Annotated in this window: 16 protein-coding genes and 1 riboswitch; of the genes, 8 read left to right on the top strand and 8 right to left on the bottom strand. The window is 73.2% G+C overall.

What is annotated here, in order from left to right; genetic code table 11:
• The first annotated feature begins 138 nt into the window (after positions 1-138).
• Positions 139-1,230 (top strand): sigma factor-like helix-turn-helix DNA-binding protein, encoded by a 1,092-nt coding sequence (locus tag ACFYYR_RS11465; RefSeq protein ID WP_388850064.1) that lies wholly within the window; start codon positions 139-141, stop codon positions 1,228-1,230.
• Positions 1,231-1,561: 331 nt separating this feature from the next.
• Here the strand turns inward: ACFYYR_RS11465 and sucD are convergent, their stop codons facing one another.
• Positions 1,562-2,446 (bottom strand): succinate--CoA ligase subunit alpha, encoded by an 885-nt coding sequence (sucD, locus tag ACFYYR_RS11460; RefSeq protein WP_351510625.1) that lies wholly within the window; start codon positions 2,444-2,446, stop codon positions 1,562-1,564.
• Positions 2,447-2,465: 19 nt separating this feature from the next.
• Positions 2,466-3,638 (bottom strand): ADP-forming succinate--CoA ligase subunit beta, encoded by a 1,173-nt coding sequence (sucC, locus tag ACFYYR_RS11455; RefSeq protein WP_388850060.1) that lies wholly within the window; start codon positions 3,636-3,638, stop codon positions 2,466-2,468.
• Between the two features lie 1,748 nt (positions 3,639-5,386).
• Here sucC and ACFYYR_RS11450 point away from each other — a divergent pair.
• Complete coding sequence (locus tag ACFYYR_RS11450; protein WP_388850058.1) at positions 5,387-6,250, top strand: peptidoglycan-binding protein; 864 nt, start codon at positions 5,387-5,389, stop codon at positions 6,248-6,250.
• 332 nt (positions 6,251-6,582) lie between these two features.
• Here ACFYYR_RS11450 and ACFYYR_RS11445 read toward each other — a convergent pair whose 3' ends face one another.
• Genes ACFYYR_RS11445 through ACFYYR_RS11435 form a run of 3 tightly spaced genes read right to left on the bottom strand, consistent with a single transcriptional unit; the run spans position 6,583 to position 11,989 of the window.
• Positions 6,583-7,761, bottom strand: a complete 1,179-nt coding sequence (locus tag ACFYYR_RS11445; RefSeq protein WP_388850055.1) for a VWA domain-containing protein — start codon at positions 7,759-7,761, stop codon at positions 6,583-6,585.
• A complete protein-coding gene (locus tag ACFYYR_RS11440) occupies positions 7,758-10,880 on the bottom strand; it encodes a DUF5682 family protein (RefSeq protein ID WP_388850052.1) in 3,123 nt (1,040 codons plus the stop codon). The genes ACFYYR_RS11445 and ACFYYR_RS11440 overlap by 4 nt, the downstream gene beginning before the upstream one ends.
• Positions 10,877-11,989 carry an AAA family ATPase gene (locus ACFYYR_RS11435; protein ID WP_388850050.1) on the bottom strand — a complete coding sequence of 371 codons (1,113 nt, stop codon included), beginning with the start codon at positions 11,987-11,989 and terminating at the stop codon, positions 10,877-10,879. The genes ACFYYR_RS11440 and ACFYYR_RS11435 overlap by 4 nt, the downstream gene beginning before the upstream one ends.
• Before the next feature lie 328 nt (positions 11,990-12,317).
• Between ACFYYR_RS11435 and ACFYYR_RS11430 the strand changes: the two genes are divergently transcribed.
• A complete protein-coding gene (locus ACFYYR_RS11430) occupies positions 12,318-13,700 on the top strand; it encodes an SWIM zinc finger family protein (protein ID WP_388850047.1) in 1,383 nt (460 codons plus the stop codon).
• A 118-nt stretch (positions 13,701-13,818) separates the two neighbouring features.
• Entirely contained in the window at positions 13,819-15,504 is a 1,686-nt protein-coding gene (locus ACFYYR_RS11425; RefSeq protein ID WP_388850044.1) for a DUF5691 domain-containing protein, read from the top strand.
• A 163-nt stretch (positions 15,505-15,667) separates the two neighbouring features.
• Here the strand turns inward: ACFYYR_RS11425 and ACFYYR_RS11420 are convergent, their stop codons facing one another.
• Positions 15,668-16,078, bottom strand: coding sequence for a cobalamin B12-binding domain-containing protein (locus tag ACFYYR_RS11420; RefSeq protein WP_388850041.1), 411 nt, complete (start codon positions 16,076-16,078; stop codon positions 15,668-15,670).
• A 323-nt stretch (positions 16,079-16,401) separates the two neighbouring features.
• On the opposite strand from ACFYYR_RS11420, the gene ACFYYR_RS11415 reads away from it, so the two are divergent.
• Both ACFYYR_RS11415 and ACFYYR_RS11410 read left to right on the top strand, forming a co-directional pair.
• Positions 16,402-17,256 (top strand): esterase/lipase family protein, encoded by an 855-nt coding sequence (locus ACFYYR_RS11415; protein WP_388850038.1) that lies wholly within the window; start codon positions 16,402-16,404, stop codon positions 17,254-17,256.
• Between the two features lie 218 nt (positions 17,257-17,474).
• On the top strand, positions 17,475-19,313 hold the full coding sequence (locus tag ACFYYR_RS11410) for a M23 family metallopeptidase (RefSeq protein WP_388850347.1): 1,839 nt from the start codon (positions 17,475-17,477) through the stop codon (positions 19,311-19,313).
• 199 nt (positions 19,314-19,512) lie between these two features.
• Here the strand turns inward: ACFYYR_RS11410 and pcrA are convergent, their stop codons facing one another.
• Entirely contained in the window at positions 19,513-21,960 is a 2,448-nt protein-coding gene (pcrA, locus tag ACFYYR_RS11405) for a DNA helicase PcrA (RefSeq protein ID WP_388850034.1), read from the bottom strand.
• A gap of 351 nt (positions 21,961-22,311) precedes the next feature.
• A riboswitch (cyclic di-AMP (ydaO/yuaA leader) is annotated at positions 22,312-22,491 on the top strand.
• Positions 22,492-22,499: 8 nt separating this feature from the next.
• On the opposite strand from pcrA, the gene ACFYYR_RS11400 reads away from it, so the two are divergent.
• Positions 22,500-23,642, top strand: coding sequence for an NlpC/P60 family protein (locus ACFYYR_RS11400; RefSeq protein WP_388850031.1), 1,143 nt, complete (start codon positions 22,500-22,502; stop codon positions 23,640-23,642).
• A 136-nt stretch (positions 23,643-23,778) separates the two neighbouring features.
• Here the strand turns inward: ACFYYR_RS11400 and ACFYYR_RS11395 are convergent, their stop codons facing one another.
• Positions 23,779-24,132, bottom strand: a complete 354-nt coding sequence (locus tag ACFYYR_RS11395; protein WP_388850028.1) for a hypothetical protein — start codon at positions 24,130-24,132, stop codon at positions 23,779-23,781.
• A gap of 242 nt (positions 24,133-24,374) precedes the next feature.
• Here ACFYYR_RS11395 and ACFYYR_RS11390 point away from each other — a divergent pair, with 242 nt between their 5' ends.
• Complete coding sequence (locus tag ACFYYR_RS11390; protein WP_388850025.1) at positions 24,375-25,448, top strand: NlpC/P60 family protein; 1,074 nt, start codon at positions 24,375-24,377, stop codon at positions 25,446-25,448.
• Positions 25,449-25,559 lie beyond the last annotated feature (111 nt).

Genomic DNA, 25,559 nt, shown 5'->3' with positions numbered 1-25,559 from the left:
GCTGCCAACAACACACCATTCATCCACGGAGCGGACCAATAGCCGTCGTGTCGCCCAATATATGGGTATGCACCATTTCGCACTTCGGGGCCGCAGGACGTTCGTCCGGCCGGCCCACCGGCACGGGGGACGCGCGGCATGACCCGGGGACGACACCACCGGAAGCCGCGCCCGGCGGCACGGCGCACACCGGACCCGGCCGCCGCCCGCCCCGACACCGCCCACCTCCACAGCGTCGGTCTCGACAGCGGTCGCCTCGGCAGCGCCCGCCTCGGCCGAGACTGCCTCGACCGAGGCTGCCCGGACTCCGCTCGTCCGGCCGCCGAGGAGCTGCCCACCAGGCCGACCCCGACCGCGCCGCCCTCCGGCGCCGCCGCGCGGGCCACGGTGCGGGGCGGGACCGCCCCAGGCGCGCCCGGCTTCCGGCGGACATCACCACCGGGGCGCACTCCGTACGCCGCCGTGAGCGCCCCCGCGCAGGCCTTCGAGACCCTCTGCGCCGCGCACACCGCCGCGCTGGTCCGGCAGGTCACGGTGCTGACCGGGCGCCGGCGGCTGGCGCGCCGCGCCGTGGACCGCGCCTTCCATCAGGCCTGGCAGCACTGGCCCGAGGTGGCCGCGGACCGCGACCCGGCCGGCTGGGTGCGGGCCGCCGCGTACGAGTACGCGCTCTCGCCCTGGCATCAGCCCTGGCTGCGCCGCAGGCCGCCGGCCGGCACCGCGTCCGGACCGGACCGTGCGCTGTTCGCCGCCGTGCTCGCCCTCCCCCGCTGCTACCGCCGGGTGCTGCTGCTCCACGACGGGGTGGGACTGGGGCTTCCGGAGACCGCCGCCGAGGTGGAGGCGACGCTGCCGGCCGCTGCGAGCCGGCTGGCCCGCGCGCGGGCGGCCGTGGTGGCCCGGCTTCCGGAGATCGGCGAGGCACCGCCCGCGCTGTACGGCGGGATCCTGGGGCGGCGGCTCGACGGCCTGACGTCGGCGCAGCCGGTACGGGCCGTCTCGGCGCGCGCCGTGCGCCTCGGCAGTGAGCGGCGCACCCGGCGCTGGACCGCCGCGGCGTACTCCATCAGCGGCGTGTTCGTGGTGACGACGGCCGTCTTCGCGGTGCTCTCCCCGGGCCGGTACGTGGCCGAGTTCCGTGAGCGGCCCGCCGTGACGGCCTCGGATCCGTCGGCGGCGGATCCCTCGGCCCCGGATCCGTCGGCCGCCGATCCCGCCGCGGGCCCGTGAGGCCGGATGGCGGGGCCTCGGCTCCGGCACTTCCGGGCGCCGGGGAGGCATTCGCGGGTCGCTGGGCACGGTCGTAGCGAAGTCCCGGCACTTCCGGGCGCCGGGGAGGCATCCTCCCCCGCCTCTCCGAGCACCGGAGGCGGTGCGGGGAACCGGGGCTCGCGGTCCGGGCCCCGGCGCCGCCCCGCCGCGCGTTCGCCGGACGGGGGCGCACACCGGGGCGGCGCGCACCGTCGCGGCGGGCACCGTCGTGGAAGGGCGGGCACGCGCAAGGGCGGGGCCCGTACGTCGTCCGTACGGGCCCCGCCCCTGGTGCAGCTGGGACCGGAGGTCAGCCGCCGAGCGCGGCGCGCGCCAGGCGGGCCGTCTCGGACGGGGTCTTGCCGACCTTCACGCCCGCGGCCTCGAGGGCCTCCTTCTTCGCCTGCGCGGTGCCGGACGAACCGGACACGATCGCACCGGCGTGACCCATGGTCTTGCCCTCGGGCGCGGTGAAGCCGGCCACGTAGCCGACGACCGGCTTGGTGACGTTGGCCTTGATGAAGTCCGCGGCCCGCTCCTCGGCGTCGCCACCGATCTCACCGATCATGACGATCAGGTCGGTGTCGGGGTCGGCCTCGAAGGCGGCGAGGGCGTCGATGTGGGTGGTCCCGATGATCGGGTCGCCACCGATGCCCACGGCCGACGAGAAGCCGAGGTCACGCAGCTCGTACATCATCTGGTACGTGAGCGTGCCGGACTTCGACACCAGGCCGATGCGGCCGGAGGTGGTGATGTCGGCCGGGATGATGCCGGCGTTCGACTGGCCCGGGGTGATGAGGCCGGGGCAGTTCGGGCCGATGATCCGGGTCTTGTTGCCCTTGGCCTGGGCGTGCGCCCAGAAGGCGGCGGTGTCGTGCACCGCGATGCCCTCGGTGATGACGACCGCGAGGCCGATCTCGGCGTCGATCGCCTCGAGGACCGCGTCCTTGGCGAACTTCGGCGGCACGAAGATGACGGTGACGTCGGCGCCGGTGGCGTCGATGGACTCCTTCACGGAGCCGAACACCGGTACCTCGGTGCCGTCGAAGTCAACGGTCGTGCCGGCCTTGCGCGGGTTCACGCCGCCGACGATGTTGGTGCCGGAGGCGAGCATCCGGCGGGTGTGCTTCTGGCCCTCGGAGCCGGTCATCCCCTGGACGATGACCTTGCTTTCCTTGGTGAGGAAAATAGCCATGGTTTGGTGACCCGTTCCTTTACTTCGCTGCCAGCTCGGCGGCGCGGTCGGCCGCACCGTCCATGGTGTCCACCTGCGTCACGAGCGGGTGGTTCGCGTCGGTCAGGATCTGCCGACCCAGCTCCGCGTTGTTGCCGTCGAGGCGGACGACGAGCGGCTTGGTGACGTCCTCGCCCTTGGACTTGAGGAGGTCCAGGGCCTGGACGATGCCGTTGGCGACCGCGTCACAGGCGGTGATGCCGCCGAAGACGTTGACGAAGACGGACTTGACGTCCGGGTCGCCGAGGATGATCTCGAGACCGTTCGCCATGACCTCGGCGGAGGCGCCGCCGCCGATGTCGAGGAAGTTGGCGGGCTTCACATTGCTGTGCTTCTCACCCGCGTAGGCCACGACGTCGAGGGTGCTCATGACGAGACCCGCGCCGTTGCCGATGATGCCGACCTCGCCGTCGAGCTTGACGTAGTTGAGGCCCTTGGCCTTGGCCGCGGCCTCGAGCGGGTTGGCCGCCGCCTTGTCCTCGAGCTCGGCGTGGTGGGCCTGGCGGAACTCGGCGTTCTCGTCCAGGGAGACCTTGCCGTCGAGCGCGATGATCTTGCCGTCACCGGTCTTGACCAGCGGGTTGACCTCGACGAGGAGCGCGTCCTCGGCGATGAAGGCCTTCCACAGGGTCTGCAGGGTCTCGGCGATCTGGCCGGCGACCTCGGCCGGGAACTTGGCGGCGGCGACGATCTCCGCGGCCTTCTCCGGGGTCACACCCTCGTTGGCGTCGACCGGGATCTTGGCCAGCGCCTCGGGCTTGGTGGCCGCGACCTCCTCGATGTCCATGCCGCCCTCGACGGAGGCCATGGCCAGGAAGGTGCGGTTGGTGCGGTCCAGCAGGAAGGAGACGTAGTACTCCTCCGCGATGTCCGCGGTCGGGGCGAGCATGACCTTGTGGACCGTGTGGCCCTTGATGTCCATGCCCAGGATCTGGTCGGCCTTCGCCACGGCGTCCGCCGCGTCGGAGGCCAGCTTCACGCCGCCGGCCTTGCCGCGGCCGCCGACCTTCACCTGCGCCTTGACGACGGCTCGGCCGCCAAGACGCTCGGTCGCCTCGCGCGCCGCCTCAGGCGTATCGATGACTTCACCGGCCAGCACCGGTACACCGTGCTTGGCGAAGAGGTCCCTCGCCTGGTACTCGAACAGGTCCACGCGCGTCCGTCCCTTTGCGTCTCAATACCGCTGTCGTGGTGTGATCGCGGTTCGTTGTCTGCCTGGGCGTGCCGCGAAGGGCAGCGTGACGACGCGGTCACAAGGGAGGCGCACACGTTGTCCGGGTACGCGGCATGTCCGCCTCGCAGGTTATCCCCGTCGGACCGGGCGCCCTAAATCGCAGGTCACATGTGAGCGGTGATTACAGTCACAGAGCGGCCGCGCCGGGCCGGGGTACCCGGCGCGCGGGCGACGGCGTCCGCGGCTGCCACCGAAGCGCGGCCAATCGGTCATTTCTCGCCTTTCGCTGTGCAATCTCCGCAGCAAGAGCTGCACCCGTTCGGTTTTCTTCCGCGGAGGGCTTGATCGCGATCATGAGCCCTTCTGCGAGAAATCGCTTTCCGTCGGAGCTCCTCTCTTATTCATCATGCTCATGACGATCTCGGGAATTCCGGGACCCGAAGTGACCGGATCGATACCTCGGCTTCTTGTCACGGCCGGCTCCAGGGCCCCAGAGCACCACTCACGCATCAGGAAGAACACGTACTGGTGCCTGGTTCCGCGCAACCCGTTTACCGGGTCCTCGACACGGCGGGTGCGGTCCAGGAGTCCCGCCCGGGCCGTCCCTGCGCGAGGACGACGCCCGTCGCTGTTCGAAGGCCGCGCCCGTCCGCGCGAAGACCACAGCCGAGGTCCGCGAAGAACCACAGCCCTCCGCGCCGGGCCACACCGGCTTCGCCGGGACAGCCGTCAAACGCCTGTCGGCCGCCGGCCCGTGGAGCGGAATTCGTGATCGCCAGGAATCGGGCCGCCGGCCGGCCGGGGGCGCGATTCAGGGATCTCCATGCCCGAATTCGTGGAGGACGCACAGCGATTCGATCCGTGCACGCGGGATGCGGGGCACGGGGCGCGGTTCGAGGCGTGCAGCGCGCGACGTGCGGTGAGGTGCAGTGGAGCCGAATGGCCCCGCGAGAACGGCTCCGTCGTGCTCTGTCGGCCGAACTCGGCGGCACCCGGGCGGAGATCGCCGCCCACGGTCCCGGCGAAAACCTGGATCTGCTGGTCGGAGACGGGGTCGAGCTGGTCGACAGCGGGTATACCGATCGCGGGGAGCCGGCGCCACTGCTGTGTGTGGAGGAGGTCGACCTGCCGGGGCGCCGGGTCCGGCTGTCCGGTGAACCGCTGGACGGAGTCGGACGGCGTGCCGACCCCCACCCCTTTCCGTTTTCCGCGCCGCTGGGACCAGCGGCCGCCCGCCCGGTCCGGAGGACGACAGCCGCCCCACGGCTCGCTCCGCATCCAGGAGGGCGCCTGGACCGATCCGGAGTACGGCGTCCAGGTCCGGTTCGCCCCGGGGGCTCCCACCGCCCCGGAGACCACTGGCTGATCCCGGCCCGTACCGCGAGGGCTCCGTGGAGTGGCCGGTCGACGCCGCCCGCCGGCCGCTGCTCCGGAATCCGGCGGTGTCCTGCTGCACTTCGCTCCGTCGGCCCGGTTCGGGACAGGTGCGGGACAGGTGCGGGACAACGGTGAGAACGACGTAGTGGATCTGCGCAACGCCTTCGCCCCACGGGCCGTCCCGGTCCCCACCGACGGCGGCCGACGTGCCGTAACCCCTGTCCGGACCACCCCCTGACCACGACCGCTCGTCCCCGTCCCCGCTCCCCGCCGCGTCATGGCGCACGCGTTGAGAAACCCGAGGCCCTATCGACGCACCGCTTCCCATCCCCCACTGAAGGAGCATCACGATGGCAACTCCGTTGTCCGCCGACCGGCTGCTCAGGGCCCTCCGTGACGAGGGACTGCATGTCGTCGAGGTCAGGAGCTGGCGCACGCACAACCGGAACCACAAGGGACCCTGGGGTCCGACGCACGGTGTGATGATCCACCACACCGTCACCTCGGGCACCCAGAGCTCGGTGGACCTCTGCTACGACGGGCACTCCAGCCTGCCGGGCCCGCTGTGCCACGGGGTCATCGCCAAGGACGGCACGGTCTACCTGGTCGGCAACGGCCGGGCGAACCACGCCGGCCTCGGCGACGACGACGTGCTCCGCGCCGTGATCAACGAGACGGCGCTGCCCGCCGACAACGAGGCCAACACCGACGGCAACCGGCACTTCTACGGCTTCGAGTGCATCAATCTCGGGAACGGCAACGACCCGTGGCCGGCGGCCCAGCTCACCGCGATCGAGAAGGCGGCGGCCGCGATCTGCCGGGCGCACGGCTGGACGCAGAGATCCGTGATCGGGCATCTGGAGTGGCAGCCCGGGAAGGTCGATCCCAAGGGCTTCACCATGAACAGCATGCGCACCCGGATCCAGAACCGGCTCAGGTCGGCGCCCGAAGGGCCCGTCGAGCCCACGTACGAGCCGTACCCGGGCGCCTCCTTCTTCCGCTCCGGCCGCAGCAGCAAGGTCATCACCGCGATGGGCAGGCGCCTGGTGGCCGAGGGCTGCGGTCGCTACGAGGTCGGCCCCGGCCCCGAGTGGACCGAGGCGGACCGCAAGTCCTACGCGGCCTGGCAGCGCAAGCTGGGCTACTCCGGAAGCGACGCGGACGGCATTCCCGGCAAGGCGAGTTGGGACCGGCTGCACGTGCCCAACGTGTAGCGACTGCGGCTGCGGCTGCGGCTGTGGCCGTGTCGGGTCCGGGGCGGGGCCCTCCTGCTGAGTGGTCCCGTCCGGCCCGGCCCGCACGGTCCGTCGCGCACGGTCCGCCCCGGCCGATCCATCTCGCACGGACCGTCCCGCACGGCCCGTCCGGCACAGTCGGTGCGGCACGGTCAGTGCGGCACGGTCCGTCCAACAGTCCGTCCAACAGTCCGTCCGGCACCGCCTGTCCGGCCAATCCCTGCCCGACAGGCGGTGCCGTACGGGCTCGGCCGGACGGGCTCGGCCGGGACGACCGCGGGATGGGGCACGGATGCGGTCACAGCCTGCCGTCACGGTGTCGCCGGGTCCGGTACCGGCAGCGGTCGCTTCTCGATCGCCGCCGCCATCACCTCGGGGAACAGGTCCGGCGTGCACGCGAACGCCGGCGCCCCGAGGGCCGCGAGCGCCGCCGCGTGCTCCCGGTCGTAGGCCGGCGCGCCCTCGTCGGAGAGCGCGAGCAGCGTCACGAACTGGACCCCGGACGCCTTCATCGCCGCCACCCGCTTCAGCATCTCGTCCCGTATGCCGCCCTCGTAGAGGTCGCTGATGAGCACCACGACGGTGTCGGCGGGCCGGGTGATCTGCGACTGGCAGTACGCCAGTGCCCGGTTGATGTCGGTGCCGCCGCCGAGCTGGGTTCCGAAGAGCACGTCCACCGGGTCGTCGAGCTGGTCGGTGAGATCGACGACGGCGGTGTCGAACACGACCAGCCGGGTCGCGATGGACCGCATCGAGGCGAGCACCGCGCCGAAGACCGAGGCGTAGACGACCGACGCGGCCATCGACCCGGACTGGTCGATGCACAGCACGACGTCCTTCTTCACGGCCTGGGCCGCCCGCCCGTACCCGATCAGCCGCTCCGGAACGACGGTGCGGTACTCGGGCAGATAGTTCTTGAGGTTGGCCCGTATGGTGCGGTCCCAGTCGATGTCCCGGTGCCGGGGACGGCTGATCCGCGCGGACCGGTCGAGCGCACCCGTGAGGGTGGCCCGGGTGCGGGTCGCCAGCCGCTTCTCCAGCTCCTGGACCACCTTGCGCACGACGGCCCGCGCGGTCTCCTTCGTGGCCTCGGGCATCGCCTTGTTCAGGGACAGCAGCGTGCCCACGAGATGGACGTCGGCCTCGACGGCCTCCAGCATCTCCGGTTCGAGGAGCAGGGAGGACAGCCCGAGCCGGTCGATGGCGTCCCGCTGCATCACCTGTACGACGGACGACGGGAAGTAGGTGCGGATGTCGCCGAGCCAGCGGGCGACCCGGGGCGCGGATCCGCCGAGCCCGGCCGACCGGCCGCCGCCCTCCCCCTTGTCGCCGCTGCCGTAGAGCGCGGCGAGCGTCCGGTCCATGGCGGCGTCCCGCCCCGTCGGCACGTAGCCGGTGCCGTCCGCCGCCTCCCCGCCCAGGACCATCCGCCACCGCCGCAGTCGCTCGGCCGGCTCGCTGCCCGGCCCCGGTGCCGTTGCGCTGCTCATCGCGCCACCCCCGCAGGCTCGTTGTCGTTGCGTTCACGGTCGTTGCGTTCACGGTCGTGGTGGCCGAACCCGGCGCCGGCGTGGCCGGTCCCGGGACCGTTGCGGTCGTGCACGGGACCTGTCGGGTCGGCCCCGGGACCGTTGCCGCCGCGCACCACCCCGTCCCTGTCCGGCCCGTCCTGCTCCGGCCCGTGTCCGTGGTGATCCGGCCTCGAACCGCTGTCGTGGGGCCCGGAACCGCTGTTGTGCGGTCCGGCACCGCCGGTGTCCGCGCCGGAACAGCCGTCCAGCCCCAGGAGCAGACCCAGTGTGGGCAGCACGGCCGCCGAACGTCCGGGGTCGAGTCCAGCCCCGAAGCCGGCACCGCTGCCGTCGTCCGGCTCCGTGCCTGCCGCACCGGGTGCCGCCGGGCCCCGGCGTACGAGCTCCCCGAGTGTGCGCCGCACACCCGACTCGTAGGCCGCGAAGGTCCGTCGCAGCAGCGGCAGTACGTCGGTGAAGGCATCCACCGGAACAGCGGTGAGCCAGGCGTCCACCAGCCCGAGCAGCCGCTCGTCGTGGACCAGCAGCAGTCCGCCCCCGGATCCGCCGCCGACGAACCCCTCGATCCAGGCCGCCGCCTGCACGGGCGCGGTGCCGGGCGACAGGGCGTGCCCCATCAGCCGGGCGGCCTCGTCCTCCGCCAGCCGTCCGTCGTCGAGCAGCAGGCGTGCCGCCCGCCCGCGGATCAGCCCCGGCACGGTGTCCCGTCCGGCGAGCGTCCGCAGCACCGCGGCCCAGCGGTCCCGCAGCCCGGTACCGGGCTTGGCCCGCTCGGCGGGTTCGGCCGGCTCGGCGGGTTCGGCCCGCTCGGTGGGTTCGGCCCGCTCGGTGGGTTCGGCCCGCTCGGTGGGTTCGGCCGGGTCGGCGGGTTCGGCCCGCTCGGTGGGTTCGGCCCGCTCGGTGGGTTCGGCCGGGTCGGCGGGTTCGGCCGACACGGCCGGCGAACGACCCACCGGCCCGTCCCCGGCCTCGACTGCGCCGGCACCGCCGAGGGCCCCGGTGCCGGTCCCGGCGCCGACAGCGGCCGTCTCCGCGGACACCATCTCCACCGGCACCGCCTCCGCGGGCGCCGGCTCCACAGACGCCATCTCGGCAGACGCCGTCTCCGCGGGCGCGGCCTCCGCCAGCAGGCCCACGGCCGTGTGGACGGAGTCCAGATGTCCCCGCATCTCCGCTGCGCCGTCCGCGTCGAGCCCCGCACACGCGGGCGGGAGTCCGACGAAGACCCGCTCGGCCAGACCGGCGGCCACCTCGGCGAGCGCGGCGGCATCGGTGCCGCGCACATCCCCGTAGCGCGCCGAACGGACGAGCGCGGGAAGCGCCTCTGCCAACTGGCCCACGTCCGCGTCGAGCGCGGCCCGGTCGGCGAGCACCCGCATCACCACCGGAAGCGCGTCGGGGAGGCCGGCGAGCAGACAGCGCTCGGCGAGTGAGGTGACACCGGCCAGCGAGCCGGCCGAAGCCGCGTCGGCTCCGGCCTTGGCCGTGGCGGCGGCGAGCACCGTGGTGCCCCACACTCCGGCCTCGGCGACGCGCACCGACAGCTCCGGTTCCCAGCGGAGCCACCACGTCTCCCGGAACGTCCCGTGCCCGCTCCGCGACCGCACCGGCTCCCCCCAGTCGATGCCGAGCAGCCGCAGCCGGTGCAGGAGCCGGCTGCGCCGGGCGTCGGTGTCCTTGCGCAGGTCGAACTCGCACTCCCGGTCCCGGGCTTCGGGCTTGAGCCGCAGCGTGCGCTGGGTTCGGGTCAGATCCCGCTGCAGGGGCACGGCCGGGGCCGAGTCGGGAACCCTGCCGAGCACATCCCCCACGATCAGCCGGTCCTCGACGAGCGCGAGCGGCACGTCCGACCCCTCGCACATCACCGCCCTGATCGCGTCCGTGGTCTCCACGAGCCCGGCGAGCGGCCGGCCGCGCATGGCGGCGAGCGTGTCGGCGAGCCGGACCGCCTCGATCACATGGGCGGAGGAGACCGGATGGTCCTCGGCGCGGAGGAGCCCGGCGACCTTGGTCATCCAGCGCTCGACCGGACGGTCCGGGGCATCGAACAGGTGCCCGTACCAGCCGGGTGAGGTGATCCCCGCGCCGTAGCCGCTGTCCCGGGACAGCCGGCGGTGGGTCCACGGCACCCAGCTGAGCTCCACCTTGGACTTCGGCAGTCCCTTGAGCAGCTTCCGGTCCGCGGTCGCCGTGGTCCGCCGGGTCAGCGCGGGGACGTGCCAGGCACCGCAGACGACGGCGTACGCGTCGCCGAACTCGCGCCCGGCCTCCCGCATCCGCAGCCGCATGTGCGCCTCGCGCACCAGGTCCCGGTCGTGGTCCCCGTCCTCGTAGGTCTCCCGCAGCGCCCCCATGGCCTCGGCCAGCGCCTCGAAGGCGGCGCAGGCGGCGGCCCCTTCGACGGCCGGTCCGTCCCCGGGCTCCCCTTCTCCGGCGGGCGGCCGGACGGCGGCGGTCCGGTGTTCGACCACGTCCTCCCACCAGCGCTCGGGGTCGTCGTACCCGGCCGCCTCGGCGAGGACGGCGAGCGGATCGACCCGCAACCGGCCTTCCGCGCCGCGACCGGCTTCCGCACCGGTACCGTCCGGCACGCCGCAACCGTCGTCCGCACCGGTACCGTCCGGCTCGCCGTGCCCGTCCCCGTCATGGACCGGGCCACCGTCGGCGACGGGGAGCCCACCGGGACCGGAGCCGCCGGCCGCGGGCTCCGGCCCGGTCCGGTCCCCGGAGTCCGGCCGGGTGTCGCCGTCCCCCATCGCGAGGGTGTGGGACGCCGGCAGGTCGATGAACCGGACCGGCACGTCATGCGCCAGCGCCCACCGGATCGCCACCCACTCCGGCGAGAACTCGGCCAGCGGCCAGAACGCCGCCCTCGCCGGGTCGTCGGCCACATGGGCGAGCAGCGCGACGGGCGGCCGCATCTCCGGATCGGCGGCGAGCGCGACGAGACCGTCCGCCTCGGGCGGCCCCTCGATGAGCACGGCACGCGGCCGGTGCCGGTCGAGCGCGGCCCGCACCGCCCGCGCCGATCCGGGCCCGTGGTGCCGGACACCGAGCAGCAGCGGTCCGGTGCTCATCCGGTCACCTCACGGCACGCGCGGTAGAAGTCCTTCCAGCCGTCGCGCTCGCGCACCACCGCTTCCAGATACTCCTGCCAGACGACCCGGTCGGCGGCCGGATCCCGGACCACCGCGCCGAGGATGCCCGCGGCCACGTCGTCCGGGCGCAGCACCCCGTCGCCGAAGTGGGCGGCGAGGGCCAGGCCGTTGGTGACCACGGAGATGGCCTCCGCCGTCGACAGCGTGCCGGACGGGGACTTGAGCTTCGTCCGGCCGTCCGTCGTGACCCCGTCCCGGAGTTCGCGGAAGACCGTGACGACGCGGCGGATCTCCTCGACGCCCTCCGGCGCCGGGGGCAGATCCAGGGACCGGCCCATCCCGTCGACCCGGCGCGCCACGATGTCGACCTCCGCCTCGGGTGTGGCGGGCAGCGGCAGCACGACCGTGTTGAAGCGGCGGCGCAGCGCGCTGGACAGCTCGTTGACCCCGCGGTCGCGGTCGTTGGCCGTGGCGATCAGATTGAAGCCGCGGACGGCCTGCACCTCCTGGCCGAGCTCCGGGATGGGGAGGGTCTTCTCCGACAGCACGGTGATCAGCGTGTCCTGGACGTCCGCCGGGATCCTGGTCAGCTCCTCGACCCGGGCCGTCATCCCGTCCGCCATGGCGCGCATCACCGGGCTGGGCACCAGCGCCTCCCGGCTCGGGCCGTGGGCGAGCAGCCGGGCGTAGTTCCAGCCGTAGCGGATCGCCTCCTCCGGCGTGCCCGCCGTGCCCTGGACCAGCAGCGTCGAATCGCCGCTGACGGCCGCCGCGAGATGTTCCGACACCCAGGTCTTCGCGGTGCCGGGGACGCCGAGCAGCAGCAGCGCTCGGTCCGTGGCGAGCGTGGTGACGGCCACCTCCACGATGCGGCGCGGACCCACGTACTTGGGAGTGATCACCGTGCCGTCCGGCAGCGTGCCGCCGAGCAGGTAGGTGGCTACGGCCCAGGGCGACAGCCGCCAACGGGCGGGACGCGGGCGGTCGTCCGCCGCCGCGAGCGCCTTCAGCTCGTCGGCGAAGGCGTCCTCCGCGTGCGGCCGCAGTACCTCGTCGCTGGTGGTCCGGCTGGTTGTCGCGGTGCTCATGGCTCCCCCTCCTCACGGATGTGCGCACGCAGGCGCCATCACGTACGGCCCACCCCCGATGTGCCGTGGGCCGCTTGCGTCACCAACTCTGCACGGCACCACTGACAGTCGGCCGGACACGGCCTCTCCCCGCCCCGCGTCACGCACCGTCACATCGTGCCGCGCCGCACGGACGGCCGATGTCACTCCGCACAACGCCGGAACGCGTTCTCCTGAGGCTCCGACCAGGGACGATCACACCGTCGTCACCGCGCTGCCGCCCCCACGACCGGGGCCGGCGGGACAGCGGCCGACGGGATTGTCAGTGGCGGACCGTAGCGTCGTCGGCATGACTCAGCAGGGGGTGCGCTGGGCGGCGGAACAGGTGCTGGCACTGGCTCCTGACGCCGCCTCGCAGAAGGCGGGCAGCAGACTGGGCGTGGCCGGACCGTGGTCCGCCACCGGGGCGAACGAGGGGGCGGTATGGGGCGCGTGCAAGGGCAGCGGCAGCAAGCCGTACCGGACGGTCGTGGCGCTGCACGGCGCCGACGCGGGTTCCGGACCGGGATATTCCTGCAGTTGTCCGAGCCGTAAGTTCCCGTGCAAGCACGCGCTGGGGCTGCTGCTCCTGTGGTCCTCCTCCGCGGACGGGGACCCGGCGGCCGTGCCGGACACCGAGGCGCCGCCGGAGTGGGCCGAGGAGTGGCTGGCGGGCCGCCGCCGGCGGGCCGAGCGGAAGGCCGGTGCCCCGGAGCGCACGCGGAGCGCGGATCCGGCCGCGGCCGAACGGCGCGGCCGGCAACGGGCGGAGCAGATGGCGGCCGGAGCCACGGAGCTGGAGCAGCGGCTCACCGATCTGCTGCGGAGCGGGCTGGCGGGGGCGGACCGCGCGGGATACGCCGCCTGGGACGAGACGGCGGCCCGCATGGTGGACGCCAAGGCCCCCGGGCTGGCAGCCCGGGTACGGGAGTTGGGGGCGACGGCGGCGTCCGGAGCGGGCTGGCCGGCCCGGCTGCTGGAGGAGTGCGGCCTGCTGCACCTGCTGAACCGCAGTTACCTGGGCATCGCCCGGCTGCCGGATCCGCTCGCCGCGACGGTCCGCGCCCGGGTCGGCCTCACCACGGAAGCGGCGGAGCTGCTGGCCACGAAGGGTGCGGCGGTCCGGGACCGCTGGCTGGTGCTCGGCCGCCAGGACAGCGGGGACAGCCGGCTCACCACCCGCCGGATATGGCTGCGCGGCGAGGAGTCCGGGCGGTCGGCGCTGCTGCTGGCGTTCGGTGCGGCCGGGCGGGCACCGGACCTCACGCTGCCCACCGGCCTCGCGTTGACCGCCGAGCTCGCCTACTACCCGGGCGCGCGGCCGTTGCGGGCGGCGCTGGGCGAGCAACTCACCCCACCGGGGCCGGGTTCCGTGCCGCCGGGCCGGGCGGTCGGTGCGGCGCTGGCGGAGTACGGGGACGCCCTGCGCGACGACCCCTGGCTGGAGGCATGGCCGGTGGTGCTGTCCGCCGTGGTGCCGGTCCCGGGCCCGGACGGCTGGCAGGTGGCCGACGCGGACGGTGACGCCGCGCTCCCGGTGGACCCGCGCTGCCTCGGCCGTACGGGACTCTGGCGGCTCGCGTCGATATCCGGCGGACGGCCGGTGACGGTCTTCGGGGAAGTCGGCCACCGCGGCTTCACTCCGTTCACCGCCTGGTCCGGGTCCGCCGGCGCCGAGGCGGTCCCTCTGTGACGCGCCGCAGCGCAGGTCCGCGTACGCCCGAGCGGCACCACTCCCACGATCACGCCCACACCCACACCCACACTCGACACGCCGCCGCACGCCCGCGGCACCACCGCAGGAGGGACTCATGAGCACCGTCGCCGAACTCCACGCTCCCGCCTGGGAAGAGCTGGTCACCGCCGCTCTCCTGGGCACGGAGCGCCGCACGCCGCCCGTACGGACACCCGGGCGGGAGCCGGCGGTGACCCTGCTGGACGCGGCGGCCGTCGTCACGGTCCGCCGGCGGGCCGGGCTGCGCCCGGCCACCGCCCTGCCGCGCCCCGGCCCCGCGCCGGAGGACCAGCGGCCTCCGCTGCCTCCCGCGGCCCGGCACCGGCTCGCGACCCTGCTTGCGGACCGCGCCGCCGGTGCGGGCACCGGCAGGGGCCGCCGCGGCACGGCACCCGACCTCACGGAGTTGCTCCCCCAGTGGCTGACGGCTGCCCACCGGCACGGCTACCGGGCACCCGACGAACTGCTCCCCGCCCTGCTCGACACCGCCAGGGCCCGCAGCGACCTGCGGCCCCAGGCGCTGGCCCTGGCGGGCCCGCGGGCCCTGTGGCTGGCCCGGCTGAATCCGGACTGGAAGTTCGCGCTGCGCGGCGCCGCCGGCAGCTCAGCGCTGCCGGACACCGCCGGGCCCGATGCGGTCCGACAGCTCTGGGAGGAAGGCCTGTTCGCCGAGCGGGTCGCGCTCCTCACCGCCGTGCGCCGCCGCGCCCCGTCCGACGGGCTCGCGCTGCTGGGCTCGACCTGGGCCACCGAGCGGGCCGAGGACCGGCTGATGTTCCTCGACTCGCTCCGCGGGGAACTGTCCGACGCCGACGAGCCGTTCCTGGAGGCCGCGCTGTCGGACCGCAGCCGCAACGTCCGCGCGACCGCCGCCGAACTCCTGTCGGCTCTCCCCGGCTCGGCGCTCGCGCTGCGGATGGCGGAGCGGGCGTCCCGCTGTGTCGGTCCGGCCACCCGGGGCGGCGAGCCGGTCATCACGGTCGAGCCGCCCCAGGTGTGCGACGCCGCCATGGAGCACGACGGCGTCGTACCGAAGCCGCCGTCCGGACGGGGCGCCCGCGCCTGGTGGCTGAGCCAGCTGATCGAGGCGACCCCGCTGTCCTCCTGGACGGGACCGTTCGGGGGCCGTTCCCCGGAGGAGATCGTGGCGCTGCCGGCCGTCGACGACTGGCGGGCGGAGCTGCACTCCGCCTGGTGCCGGGCAGCGGTGCGGCAGCGGAACGGCGCATGGGCGCGGGCCCTGCTCGGCTCCCCCTCGGCGCCGTCCGCCGCCGCGGCGGCGAGCACCACCTCGCTGGGCGAGCTGGCGAAGCTGCTCTCCACCCTGCCCTCGGCCGAACGCGCCGCCTGGGTCGCGGAGTTCATCGCGGCGCACGGCCTCTCGGAGGCCTTCCAGCTGCTGGGGGTGTGCGCGGTTCCCTGGGACGAGACCTTGGGCCGGGCCGTGGTGGACGCCCTCGACATCGCCCGCGACGCCGGCAGCTACCCGTGGAGCTTCAGCGGGGTGATGGGCCTGGCCGAGCGCTGCCTGGATCCGGCGCACGCCGAGCGCCTGGAGGCGCTCACCGCGATACCGGACGAACCGGAGGGCTCCTCCCCCGGAGCGGGCAGCTACTGGTCCGAGGCGTTCCAGCGCCTCGTCGGCACGCTGCGGCTCCGCGCCACGATGCGGGCCGAGCTGCAAGGGGAACGGCCCGAGCCGGACGGGACCGGGGACGGGGGCGACGGCGGAGAGGGGATCACGACACCGCGCACGGCGTGAGGCGCCCGCCCGGGCCCCGGGGCAAGCCCGTCCCGGCCTCGGAGAGGGACAAGCCCGCCCCGGCCTCGGAGCAAAGGTGACCCGGGCATATGCCATACCGGGCCGGTTCCTGCGGGCGCGCGCCCGCCCCCGGCACCCCGGGGCCCGAGCCCCGGGAAACCCCTCAGGCAGCCAGCTCGCGGACGTGGTCCCGCACCCAGGCGACGACCTCGGTCGTCGTCGTGCCGGGAGTGAAGATCGCGGCGACGCCCAGCTCCTTGAGCGGCGCGATGTCGTCCTCGGGGATGATGCCGCCGCCGAAGACCTTGATGTCCTCGGCGTCCCGCTCCTTCAGGAGCTCGATCACCTTCGCGAACAGCGTGTTGTGTGCACCGGAGAGGATCGACAGACCGATGGCGTCCGCGTCCTCCTGGATCGCCGTATCGACAATCTGTTCGGGCGTCTGATGCAGACCGGTGTAGATGACCTCCATACCGGCGTCCCGCAGCGCCCGGGCGATGACCTTGGCCCCGCGATCGTGGCCGTCGAGCCCCGGCTTCGCCACCACGACGCGGATCGGACCCGACACACCCATCACTGCCTCCATGCACGTCTGCCGGGACGTCGCTGTCACCGGCCGCTGGGGTCCCCCACAGCCTCAGGACCAGGGGGAGTGAACGAACGTTATCCCCCAGCATCCCGCACCGGGCTGTTTCGCGGAGGCCACCGAGGGGGAAATCACACGATGGGACATATGGAAGGGGAGCCGCAGCGGGCTTCCGTACCCACAGGCGCCGAAGGCCGGCGCGACGGGACGGTACGGGAGGCCCGAGCCGCACCACCGGGCATCGTGGCGGCTACCCGTGAGGGCACACGGGGGACGCAGGCGTCCCTGCTGTGCCATTCGGGAGGTCGGCCATGGGGGCACTGCCATTTCTTCCCAGTCTTCTCCGCCCGTCCGCCGCGCTGATCAAGGCCACAGCCCTGGACCTGGCGATCCTCGCCGGGCACGCGGTGCTGTACCCGACCGGCGTGATCGCCGAGCGGCCGCCCGAGCGGCAGGCGGTCCCTCCACCGGCGGTGCCCCTGGACGACCCCGAGACCACCCTCCTGCCCACCCCGGAGGAGCCCGGCGCCGGACACCCGCCGGTGCTGCTGCTGCACGGCTTCATCGACAACCGCTCGGTCTTCGTCCTGCTGCGCCGCTCACTGCGCCAGCACGGCTGGACCCAGGTCGAAGCGCTCAACTACTCGCCGCTGTGCTGCGACATCCGTGAGGCCGCGACCCTGCTGGGGCGGCACATCGAGGAGGTCTGCGCGCGCACCGGCCACGACCGGGTGGACGTGGTGGGACACAGCCTGGGCGGCCTGATCGCCCGCTACTACGCGCAGCGGCTGGGCGGCGACACCCGTATTCGCACCCTGGTCACGCTGGGCACGCCGCACTCCGGCACCCGCGCCATCCCGCTGCTTTCCGCGCATCCCATCGTCCGGCAGATGCGTCCGGATTCCGATGTGATCGAGGAATTGGCGAGCCCCGCCCCCGATTGCGCCACGCATTTCGTCAGCTTCTGGAGCGACCTGGACCAGGTGATGGTCCCGCTGGAGACGGCCCGCCTCGAACATCCGGATCTGGTCACTCATAACGTGCAGGTGAGCGGTATCGGACATCTGGCGCTTCCGGTCCACGCGGCCGTCGCGGCGGGCATCCGCCAGGCGCTGGACGACGAGGCGTCGGCCAGCGGTTCGTCCGACGCGGCCTCCGTGGCGTGATGCACGGCGGGCGCATGGCTTGATTCCATCGCCCCAACACGAACCCGGGTCGAAATGTATTCGAACGCCGAGCCAAGCCATGGTCCGCAGTTCGCCGAAAGGCGGCCAAATGCCCGTTCCCGGGCCACCGGAAACCTGTTGAAGATTGTCGCCGCCGCATACCGCCGGGTACAGTCGCCGCTAATTCTCCTGCTGCCGAGGCGAAAGAGAAGTTGGTGGTGAACAACCGTCACCCGTCGGAGGACTCGTCCCTGACCGGTCACGTCCCCGACGCCTCGTACGGACTCCACGCGCCGTACGAGCAGCAGGGAATTCCGAGTGCTCACGCCGCGTACGACGGCTACGCCACGGGAACCTTCGACAACCTCGGCGCGGCCTACGGGCACGGCGACCCGCTCTTCGGGGAGATGCCCGGCAGCTACGGCACCGGTGCGTTCGCCTACCCCGCAGACCAGGTACCGGACGCCGGGCAGTGGCACAACGGCGCCCAGGGCACCGACGGTTACGGCATCGCGTACTCCGCGCAGCCGACGACCTACGACACCGGGATGTACGACAGCGGCCAGTACGACGCCTCGCAGTGGGCCGGTGCGGATCACGGCCTGGCGCAGGGCATCCCCGCCCCGTCGGCACCCCATCCGCTGGAGACGACCTACGGGACCGGGGACTGGAGCCCCGCCGGGTGGACCGACCCGGCCGGCAGCGGCCCGTACGACGCCGGCCTGTACGACACCGGTCAGCACCCGACCGGTTCGTACACCATGGACCAGCACAACCCCATGGACCAGCACACCCCCGTGGACCAGCACAACTCCGGCCAGTGGAACACCGGTCAGTGGGCCGAGGCCGCCGGGCCGGAGAGCTGGGACGGCGCCGACGCGACACAGCTGTGGGACGCCGAGCAGACCCAGGCCTGGAACGCCGCCGACGCCGCACAGGCGTGGGAGAGCGGTCAGCCCCAGCCGTGGGACGCGACGGGGCCGACGGCCGACGGGACCCCCGCGGGCGCGGAGGCGTACGACGCCTACGGCCGGCCCGCCGGGACGGACACCGAGCACAGCACGGCGTTCGACGCCACGGCGGCGTTCGAAGCCGTGGATCCCGCCGCGTTCGAGGCGGTGGACGCCGCGGAGTTCGCCGCCATGGAGACCGCGGTCTTCGAGGCCGTGGAGGAACCGCACGGCGCGGAGCCCGCCCCGGGTCACGACGCGACCGCCGTCCACGGCATGACGGCAGGCACCGCGGCCGACGGCCGGGCGGGAGACGAGGACGAGCCCGCGGTGGCCCTCCTGCCCGGCCCGCGCCGGGGCGGCGGCGGTTCCGCGCGCGCCCGCCGCCGGATGCCCGCCCGCCGGTCCGCCCTGCTCACCGTCGCCGTTCCGTCCGTCGCCGTGATGGGCGTGGCCGGGATCGCGGCGGCGTCCGTCAGCAACAGCACCCCGGACGAGTCCAGGACCACCCAGGCCGCGCCCGATCCGGCGGCCGTCAAACCGTCCGCGGCCAACAACAAGATGGACACCCAGCTGGCGACGCTCTCCGCCGACGCCGACGACTTCGCCGACCGCGCCAGCCGCACCCAGGAGCGCATCGACCTCAAGCAGCGCCAGCTCGAGGAGAAGAAGCGCAAGGAGGCGGAGGCCGCGCGCCGGGAGGCGCTGCGTCCGAAGTTCGCGATCCCGGTCGAACAGCACGGGCTCAGCGCGACGTTCGGGCAGGCGGGCGTCAACTGGATGTCGCTGCACTCCGGCATCGACTTCCCGGTCAGCTACGGCACGCCCGTGATGGCGGCGACCGACGGCACCGTCCGCACGCAGTACAACCTCGCCTACGGCAACATGGCCATAGTCACCGCCCCCGACGGCACGGAGACCTGGTACTGCCACCTGAGCAGCACCAAGATCCGTTCCGGCTCGGTCAAGGCGGGGGACGTCATCGCCTTCTCCGGCAACTCCGGCAACTCCACCGGTCCGCACCTGCACTTCGAGGTGCATCCCGGCGGCGACGACGCCGTCGACCCGCTGCCCTGGCTGCGCAGCAAGGGCCTCGACCCGAACTAGGGCCGCGCCAGGCACTGGAGCAGCTGTCGGTCACGAACCGAGCGATCGTCGACCGACGGCCGGCCCCCTGATCCGTCGGGAGGCGAGGCCGCCCGCCCCCGGCTCTCCCAACCCCGGGAGGCCGGGTCCCAGCCTCACCCCGCCCGGGTCGGGCCCCCGGCCCCGGCTCCCGCAGCTGCCGCTCCCGCTCCCGCTCCCGTCAGAGCTTCTGCACCGGGGCGTACCGCAGCAGCAGGACCTTCGGCTTCTCGTCGCCGAAGTCGATCGTCGCCTTGGCGTCGTGCCCGCTGCCCGCGACCGACATGACGGTGCCCAGCCCGAACTGGTCGTGCGTGACCCGGTCGCCGACGGCGAGGGCGATCACCGGCCGGTCGGTGGTGCGGCGTGTGGCGAAGCCGCTCGGGCCCGCCTTGGTCCGCGAGGACGAGAGCGAGGAGCCCCCGGCCATGGCACCCGCCGACGCCGACGGCATCGCGGGGCCGGTGCGCCGCCACTCCAGGTACTGGGCCGGGATCTCCTCCAGGAACCGCGACGGCGGGTTGTAGGAGGGCTGGCCCCAGGCGCTGCGCATGGTGGAACGGGTCAGGAAGAGCCGCTCCCGGGCGCGGGTGATGCCCACGTACGCGAGCCGCCGCTCCTCCTCCAGCTCCTTGGTCTGGCCGAGCGAGCGCATGTGCGGGAAGACGCCGTCCTCCAGGCCGGTCAGGAAGACGACCGGGAACTCCAGGCCCTTGGCGGTGTGCAGGGTCATCAGCGTGACGACGCCGGCCCCCTCCTCGTCCTCGTCGGGGATCTGGTCGGAGTCCGCCACCAGCGCGACCCGCTCCAGGAACTCGGCCAGGGTGCCCGGGTCCTCCTCGGTCCGCTCCTGCTCGAACTCCAGCGCCACGGCGGCGAGTTCCTGGAGGTTCTCGATCCGGGTCTCGTCCTGCGGGTCGGTCGACGCCTGGAGCTCCGCCAGGTAGCCGGTGCGCTCCAGCACCGCTTCGAGCACGGTGGCCGGACCGGCGCCCGACTCGGCGATGGTGCGCAGCTCCTCCAGCAGGGTGTTGAACCGCTTCACCGCGTTCGTGGAGCGGGCCGCCATGCCGTACGCCTCGTCGACCCGGCGCAGCGCCTGGGCGAAGGAGACCTTCTCCCGGGCGGCCAGCGCCTCGATCATCGCCTCGGCGCGGTCGCCGATGCCGCGCTTGGGCACGTTGAGGATCCGGCGCAGCGGCACGGTGTCCTCGGGGTTGGCGAGCACCCGCAGGTACGCGAGGACGTCGCGGACCTCCTTGCGCTCGTAGAAGCGGACGCCGCCGACGACCTTGTAGGGCAGCCCGACCCGGATGAAGATCTCTTCGAAGACACGGGACTGGGCGTTGGTCCGGTAGAACACCGCGACGTCGCCGGCGCGGGCGTCGCCCGCGTCGGTCAGCCGGTCGATCTCGTCGGCGACGAACTGCGCCTCGTCGTGTTCGGTGTCGGCGACGTAGCCGGTGATCGTCGCGCCGGCGCCGGCCTCGGTCCAGAGGTTCTTGGGGCGGCGGTTCTCGTTCCGCTCGATGACGGCGTTGGCGGCGCTGAGGATGGTCTGCGAGGAGCGGTAGTTCTGCTCCAGCAGGATCGTGGTGGCGTCCGGGTAGTCCTCCTCGAACTGGAGGATGTTGCGGATGGTGGCGCCGCGGAAGGCGTAGATCGACTGGTCGGCGTCGCCCACCACGCACAGCTCGGCCACGTCCTGGCCCGGCACGGTCTCCCCGGTGCCGACCAGCTCGCGCACCAGCGTGTACTGGGCGTGGTTGGTGTCCTGGTACTCGTCGACGAGGACGTGCCGGAAGCGCCGCCGGTAGTGCTCGGCGACGTCCGGGAAGGCCTGGAGCAGGTGGACCGTGGTCATGATGATGTCGTCGAAGTCGAGGGCGTTGGCCTCGCGCAGCCTCGACTGGTACATCGCGTAGGCCTCGGCGAGGGTCTTCTCGAAGGGGTCCGAGGCCTGCCCGGCGAAGGTCTCCTCGTCGATGAGCTCGTTCTTGAGGTTGGAGATCTTCGCGCTGAACGACTTGGGCGGATACCGCTTCGGGTCCAGGTCCAGATCCCGGCAGACCAGCGACATCAGGCGCTTGGAGTCCGCGGCGTCGTAGATCGAGAAGCTGGAGGTGAAGCCGAGCTTCTTGCTCTCCCGGCGCAGGATGCGGACGCAGGCGCTGTGGAAGGTGGACACCCACATGGCGTTCGCCCGGGGGCCGACGAGCTCCTCGACGCGCTCCTTCATCTCCCCGGCGGCCTTGTTGGTGAAGGTGATCGCGAGGATCTGGCCGGGGTGGACGTGGCGCGCGCCCAGGAGGTGGGCGATGCGGTGGGTGAGCACCCGGGTCTTGCCCGAGCCGGCGCCGGCGACGATGAGCAGCGGCGATCCGGTGTGGACGACGGCGGCGCGCTGCTGCTCGTTCAGCCCCTCGAGCAGCGCGGCCGGGTCGATGGCAGGCCTCGGCGCGCCGTCGCGGTAGTACGCGTCCCGCTCGACGGGGTGGTCGAAGCGCCCCTCGAAGAGGTCGTGGGGGACCTCTTCCCGCGGGTGCGCGGACTCCTCGGGCGGCGGCGGGGGCTCCTCGCCCGAGTGCTCGAGGTCCGCCAGGAAGCTGTCGTCAAAGAGGCTGCTCATCGCCCACCGAGTCTAGGGCCTGTCTGACAAATCCCGCCTGCCCCGCGGCCCTACGGGCGACGGCGCTATTTGTCAGACAGACCCTGGGCCGCCGGACCGACAGCCCACACCGGTTCCCGCGTCCCGGCGGCGGCGACCGCCCCGTTCCGGCCGCCGCCGGTCCGCCGGCGGGCAAGGTACAGGCCGTGGGGCCCGGCCGGCAGGAGACCGGGGACGGCATGATCGAGCTCACACCTCAGGTCACGAAAAGGTTTCGGGCATATCGAACACCAGCCTTCACAGCACTCCCACACATTGGCTACCGTGCTCGCTCAGGCGGCTCGCACCACCCGCCGACGACCGCGTCGGCACGGGCGGCCTCCGCCGAGTCCGGCCCTGCCTCAGGCACCCGGAGCCGGGGACCCACAGAGCAACAATGGGGTGAATCGGCCCTCCGCACGCAGTTCGAACGCACCGTGCACGGGCCGTAGGGCAGCCTTCCGATCCGCCCGAACCCGACAGCTAACCCGGTAGGCGGTCCACGGAAGGAGACGCGCGCCTTGGCGTCGCACCGCAAACCGCGGACCAGCATTCTCGCCTCCACCGGCTCCAGCCGCGCGGCCGTCGGCCTCACCACCGCGGCCGTGGCGTCCGCGACGCTGCTGTCGCAGAGCGCGCAGGCCGCGCCGGACGAGCCGCAGCAGAGCATCGAAGAGGTCCAGAAGAAGGTCGACGACCTGTACCGCCAGGCCGAGTCGTCCACCCAGGAGTACAACGAGGCCAAGGAACGCACCGACACCCAGCGTTCCCGCACCGACCGGATGATCGACGACGTCGCGAAGCGGACGGAGCGGCTGAACGAGGCCCGCCGCAAGCTCGGCGGCCTCGCCGCGGCCCAGTACCGCGAGGGCGGGATGGCGCCGACCGCCACCCTGATGCTCTCGGAGCAGCCGCAGGACTACTTCGACCAGAACCACCTGATGGACCGGATGACCCAGCGGCAGCAGCGGGCCGTCTCGGACTTCCAGGAGGAGCAGGAGAAGGCGTCCGAGCAGCGGGGCAGGGCCACCCGGAGCCTGGAGTCGCTCACCGAATCGCAGGACCGGCTGCGGGCCAGCAAGCGGACCGTGCAGCGCAAGCTCGCCGAGGCCCGCGAACTGCTGTCGGACCTGACCGCCGAGGAGAAGGCCCGACTGGCGGCGATCGAGCGCCGGAAGCAGGAGGAGGCCCAGCGCAAGGCGGAGGAGCTGGCCCGGGAGCAGGCCGAGAAGCAGCGCCGGGAGGAGGCCGCGCAGGGCGACAGCGCGAGCGGTTCCACCGGCACCGGCCAGGACTCGGACTCCGGCACCGCCTCGGCCAAGGCCGCCCAGGCGCTGGCCTTCGCGAAGGCGCAGATAGGCAAGCCGTACGTCTGGGGCGCCAGCGGCCCGAACTCCTTCGACTGCTCGGGGCTCACCCAGGCCGCGTGGAAGAGCGCCGGGGTCTCCCTGCCGCGCACCACGTGGGACCAGGTGAAGGTCGGCACCCGGGTCGCGACCGAGGACCTCAAGCCGGGTGACCTGGTGTTCTTCTACGACGACATCAGCCACGTCGGGATCTACGCGGGCAACGGCCAGATGGTGCACGCCCCGAAGCCGGGCGCCAACGTCCGCACCGAGGCGATCACCTACATGCCGATCTACGGCAGCGTCCGCCCTTCGTAACCGGCCGACGACGCGGAGTGCGCCCCACCGGAACGCCGGTGGGGCGCACTGCGTTCGGGGGCGGGTGGCCGTTGCGGGGGCGCCTCGGGCCGTGCCCCGCCCCGGCCGGCCGGGGACCGGTTCCGGACTCCGGAAATCAGGTCCAGAGCACCGCGATGAACACATTGGCGACCGTCAGCAGGCCGACCGCGGCGAAGGCGCCCTTCTCGACCTTCTCCTCGTCCCGCTTCACGTAGACCAGGGCGAGGATGACGACCAGCAGGGCGAGCTTCACGCCGAGCTTGACGGTGTTCAGGGTCTGGCCGTCGGCCTGGTTCAGGCCGGCCAGCGCGACGCCGGTGACGAGCATGGTCAGGGCGCCGTGCAGCATCGCGGGGACGAACCGCGCCGTGCCCTGGCCCATCACCTTCATCTGGGTGAGGAATCCGCCGAGCAGCGAGGCGATGCCGATGATGTGCAGGCCGACGAAGACATTGATCAATATGTCCATGCGGCGGAGCGTAACCGGGCCCATAGCACCCTCTCGCAGCCGGGTCCGGCTCAATCGCCATTTCGATCATGCGCGCACCGGGAAGCGCCAGAGCGGCGAGAAATCACCCGGGGCTTCCGTTCAGACCTGCGCGTAATGGACCCAGTCCCGTTCATCCTCGTACTTGCTCCCGCCCGGCGGGCTTAGCGTCCTCCTCCAGACGGCCGAACCCCCCGCGGCTGTCGGACCGTTGGAAGGATGTGATGGCGGCCGTGGCCTCGCACCGGAAGCCCAGGCGGCGATCGCTGACCGGTACCACCGCCCGTACGGCGGTGACCCTCGCCCTCGCCTCCGCCGCGGGCGGAGGCGCCCTGGAGGGCACCGCGCTGGCCGACCCCGGCCCCGCCACCGCCCGGGTGAGGACCGAGGTGGACCGGCTCCACCGGGAGGCCGAGGAGGCCACCGAGAAGTACAACGGCGCACGGGAGAAGGCCGTGAAGGCGCAGCAGGCCCTGGACGGACTCCGGGACGAGGCGGCCCGCCGGACCCAGCGGCTGAACGCCTCCCGCAACGCTCTGGGTTCGCTGGCCACCGCCCAGTACCGGTCGGGCGGCATCGACCCGGCGCTCCAGCTGGCGCTCTCCTCCGCGCCGGACCAGTACCTGGAGCGCGCCTCGCTCATGGACCGGGCGGGCAGCCGGCAGGCGACCGCCGTCGCCGGGATCCGCCACCAGCTCCGCGGCCTCGACCAGGTCCGTGACCAGGCGGGTGAACGGCTGGCGGAACTCCGCGGCCACCAGGCCGAGCTGCGGACACAGAAGAAGGCCGCGCACCGGAAGCTCGCCGCGGCGGAACGGCTGCTGGACCGGCTCACGGCGAAGCAACGCGCCACCGTTCTGCGGCAGGACGACCACGCCGCCGAGAGTGCGGACAGCGCGGACCGCGCGGACCGCGGCGCCCCGCGCGCCGCCCGCCTCAAGGCACCGAACGCCCGCGCCGCCCAGGCCGTCTCCTTCGCCTACGGGGCGCTGGGCAAGCCGTACGTGTGGGGCGCGACCGGGCCGGACGGGTTCGACTGCTCCGGGCTCACCCAGGCGTCCTGGCGGGCCGCCGGGGTCGCCCTCCCCCGCACCAGCTACACCCAGATCAACGCGGGGCAGCGCGTCCCCCGCTCCGAGCTCGCCCCGGGTGACCTGGTGTTCTTCTACTCGGGCATCAGCCATGTGGGGCTCTACATCGGCAACGGGCAGATGATCCACGCGCCGCGGCCGGGCGCCCCGGTGCGGCTGGCGCCGATCGACCAGATGCCGTTCGCGGGGGCGAGCCGGCCGGCGTAGCCGGAGCGGGACGCGGCCGGCGTAGCCGGAGCGGGACGCGGCCGGCGTAGCCGGAGCGGGACGCGGCCGGAGCTCGGCGACCGGCAGCCCTCCGCCCTCGTCATCGACTTC

Source organism: Streptomyces sp. NPDC001922, from assembly GCF_042891165.1.
In the GTDB taxonomy this organism is placed as follows: Bacteria; Actinomycetota; Actinomycetes; order Streptomycetales; family Streptomycetaceae; genus Streptomyces.
The sequence above is the reverse complement of the archived record's forward strand: the minus strand, read 5'-3'. Positions and strand labels throughout refer to the sequence as shown.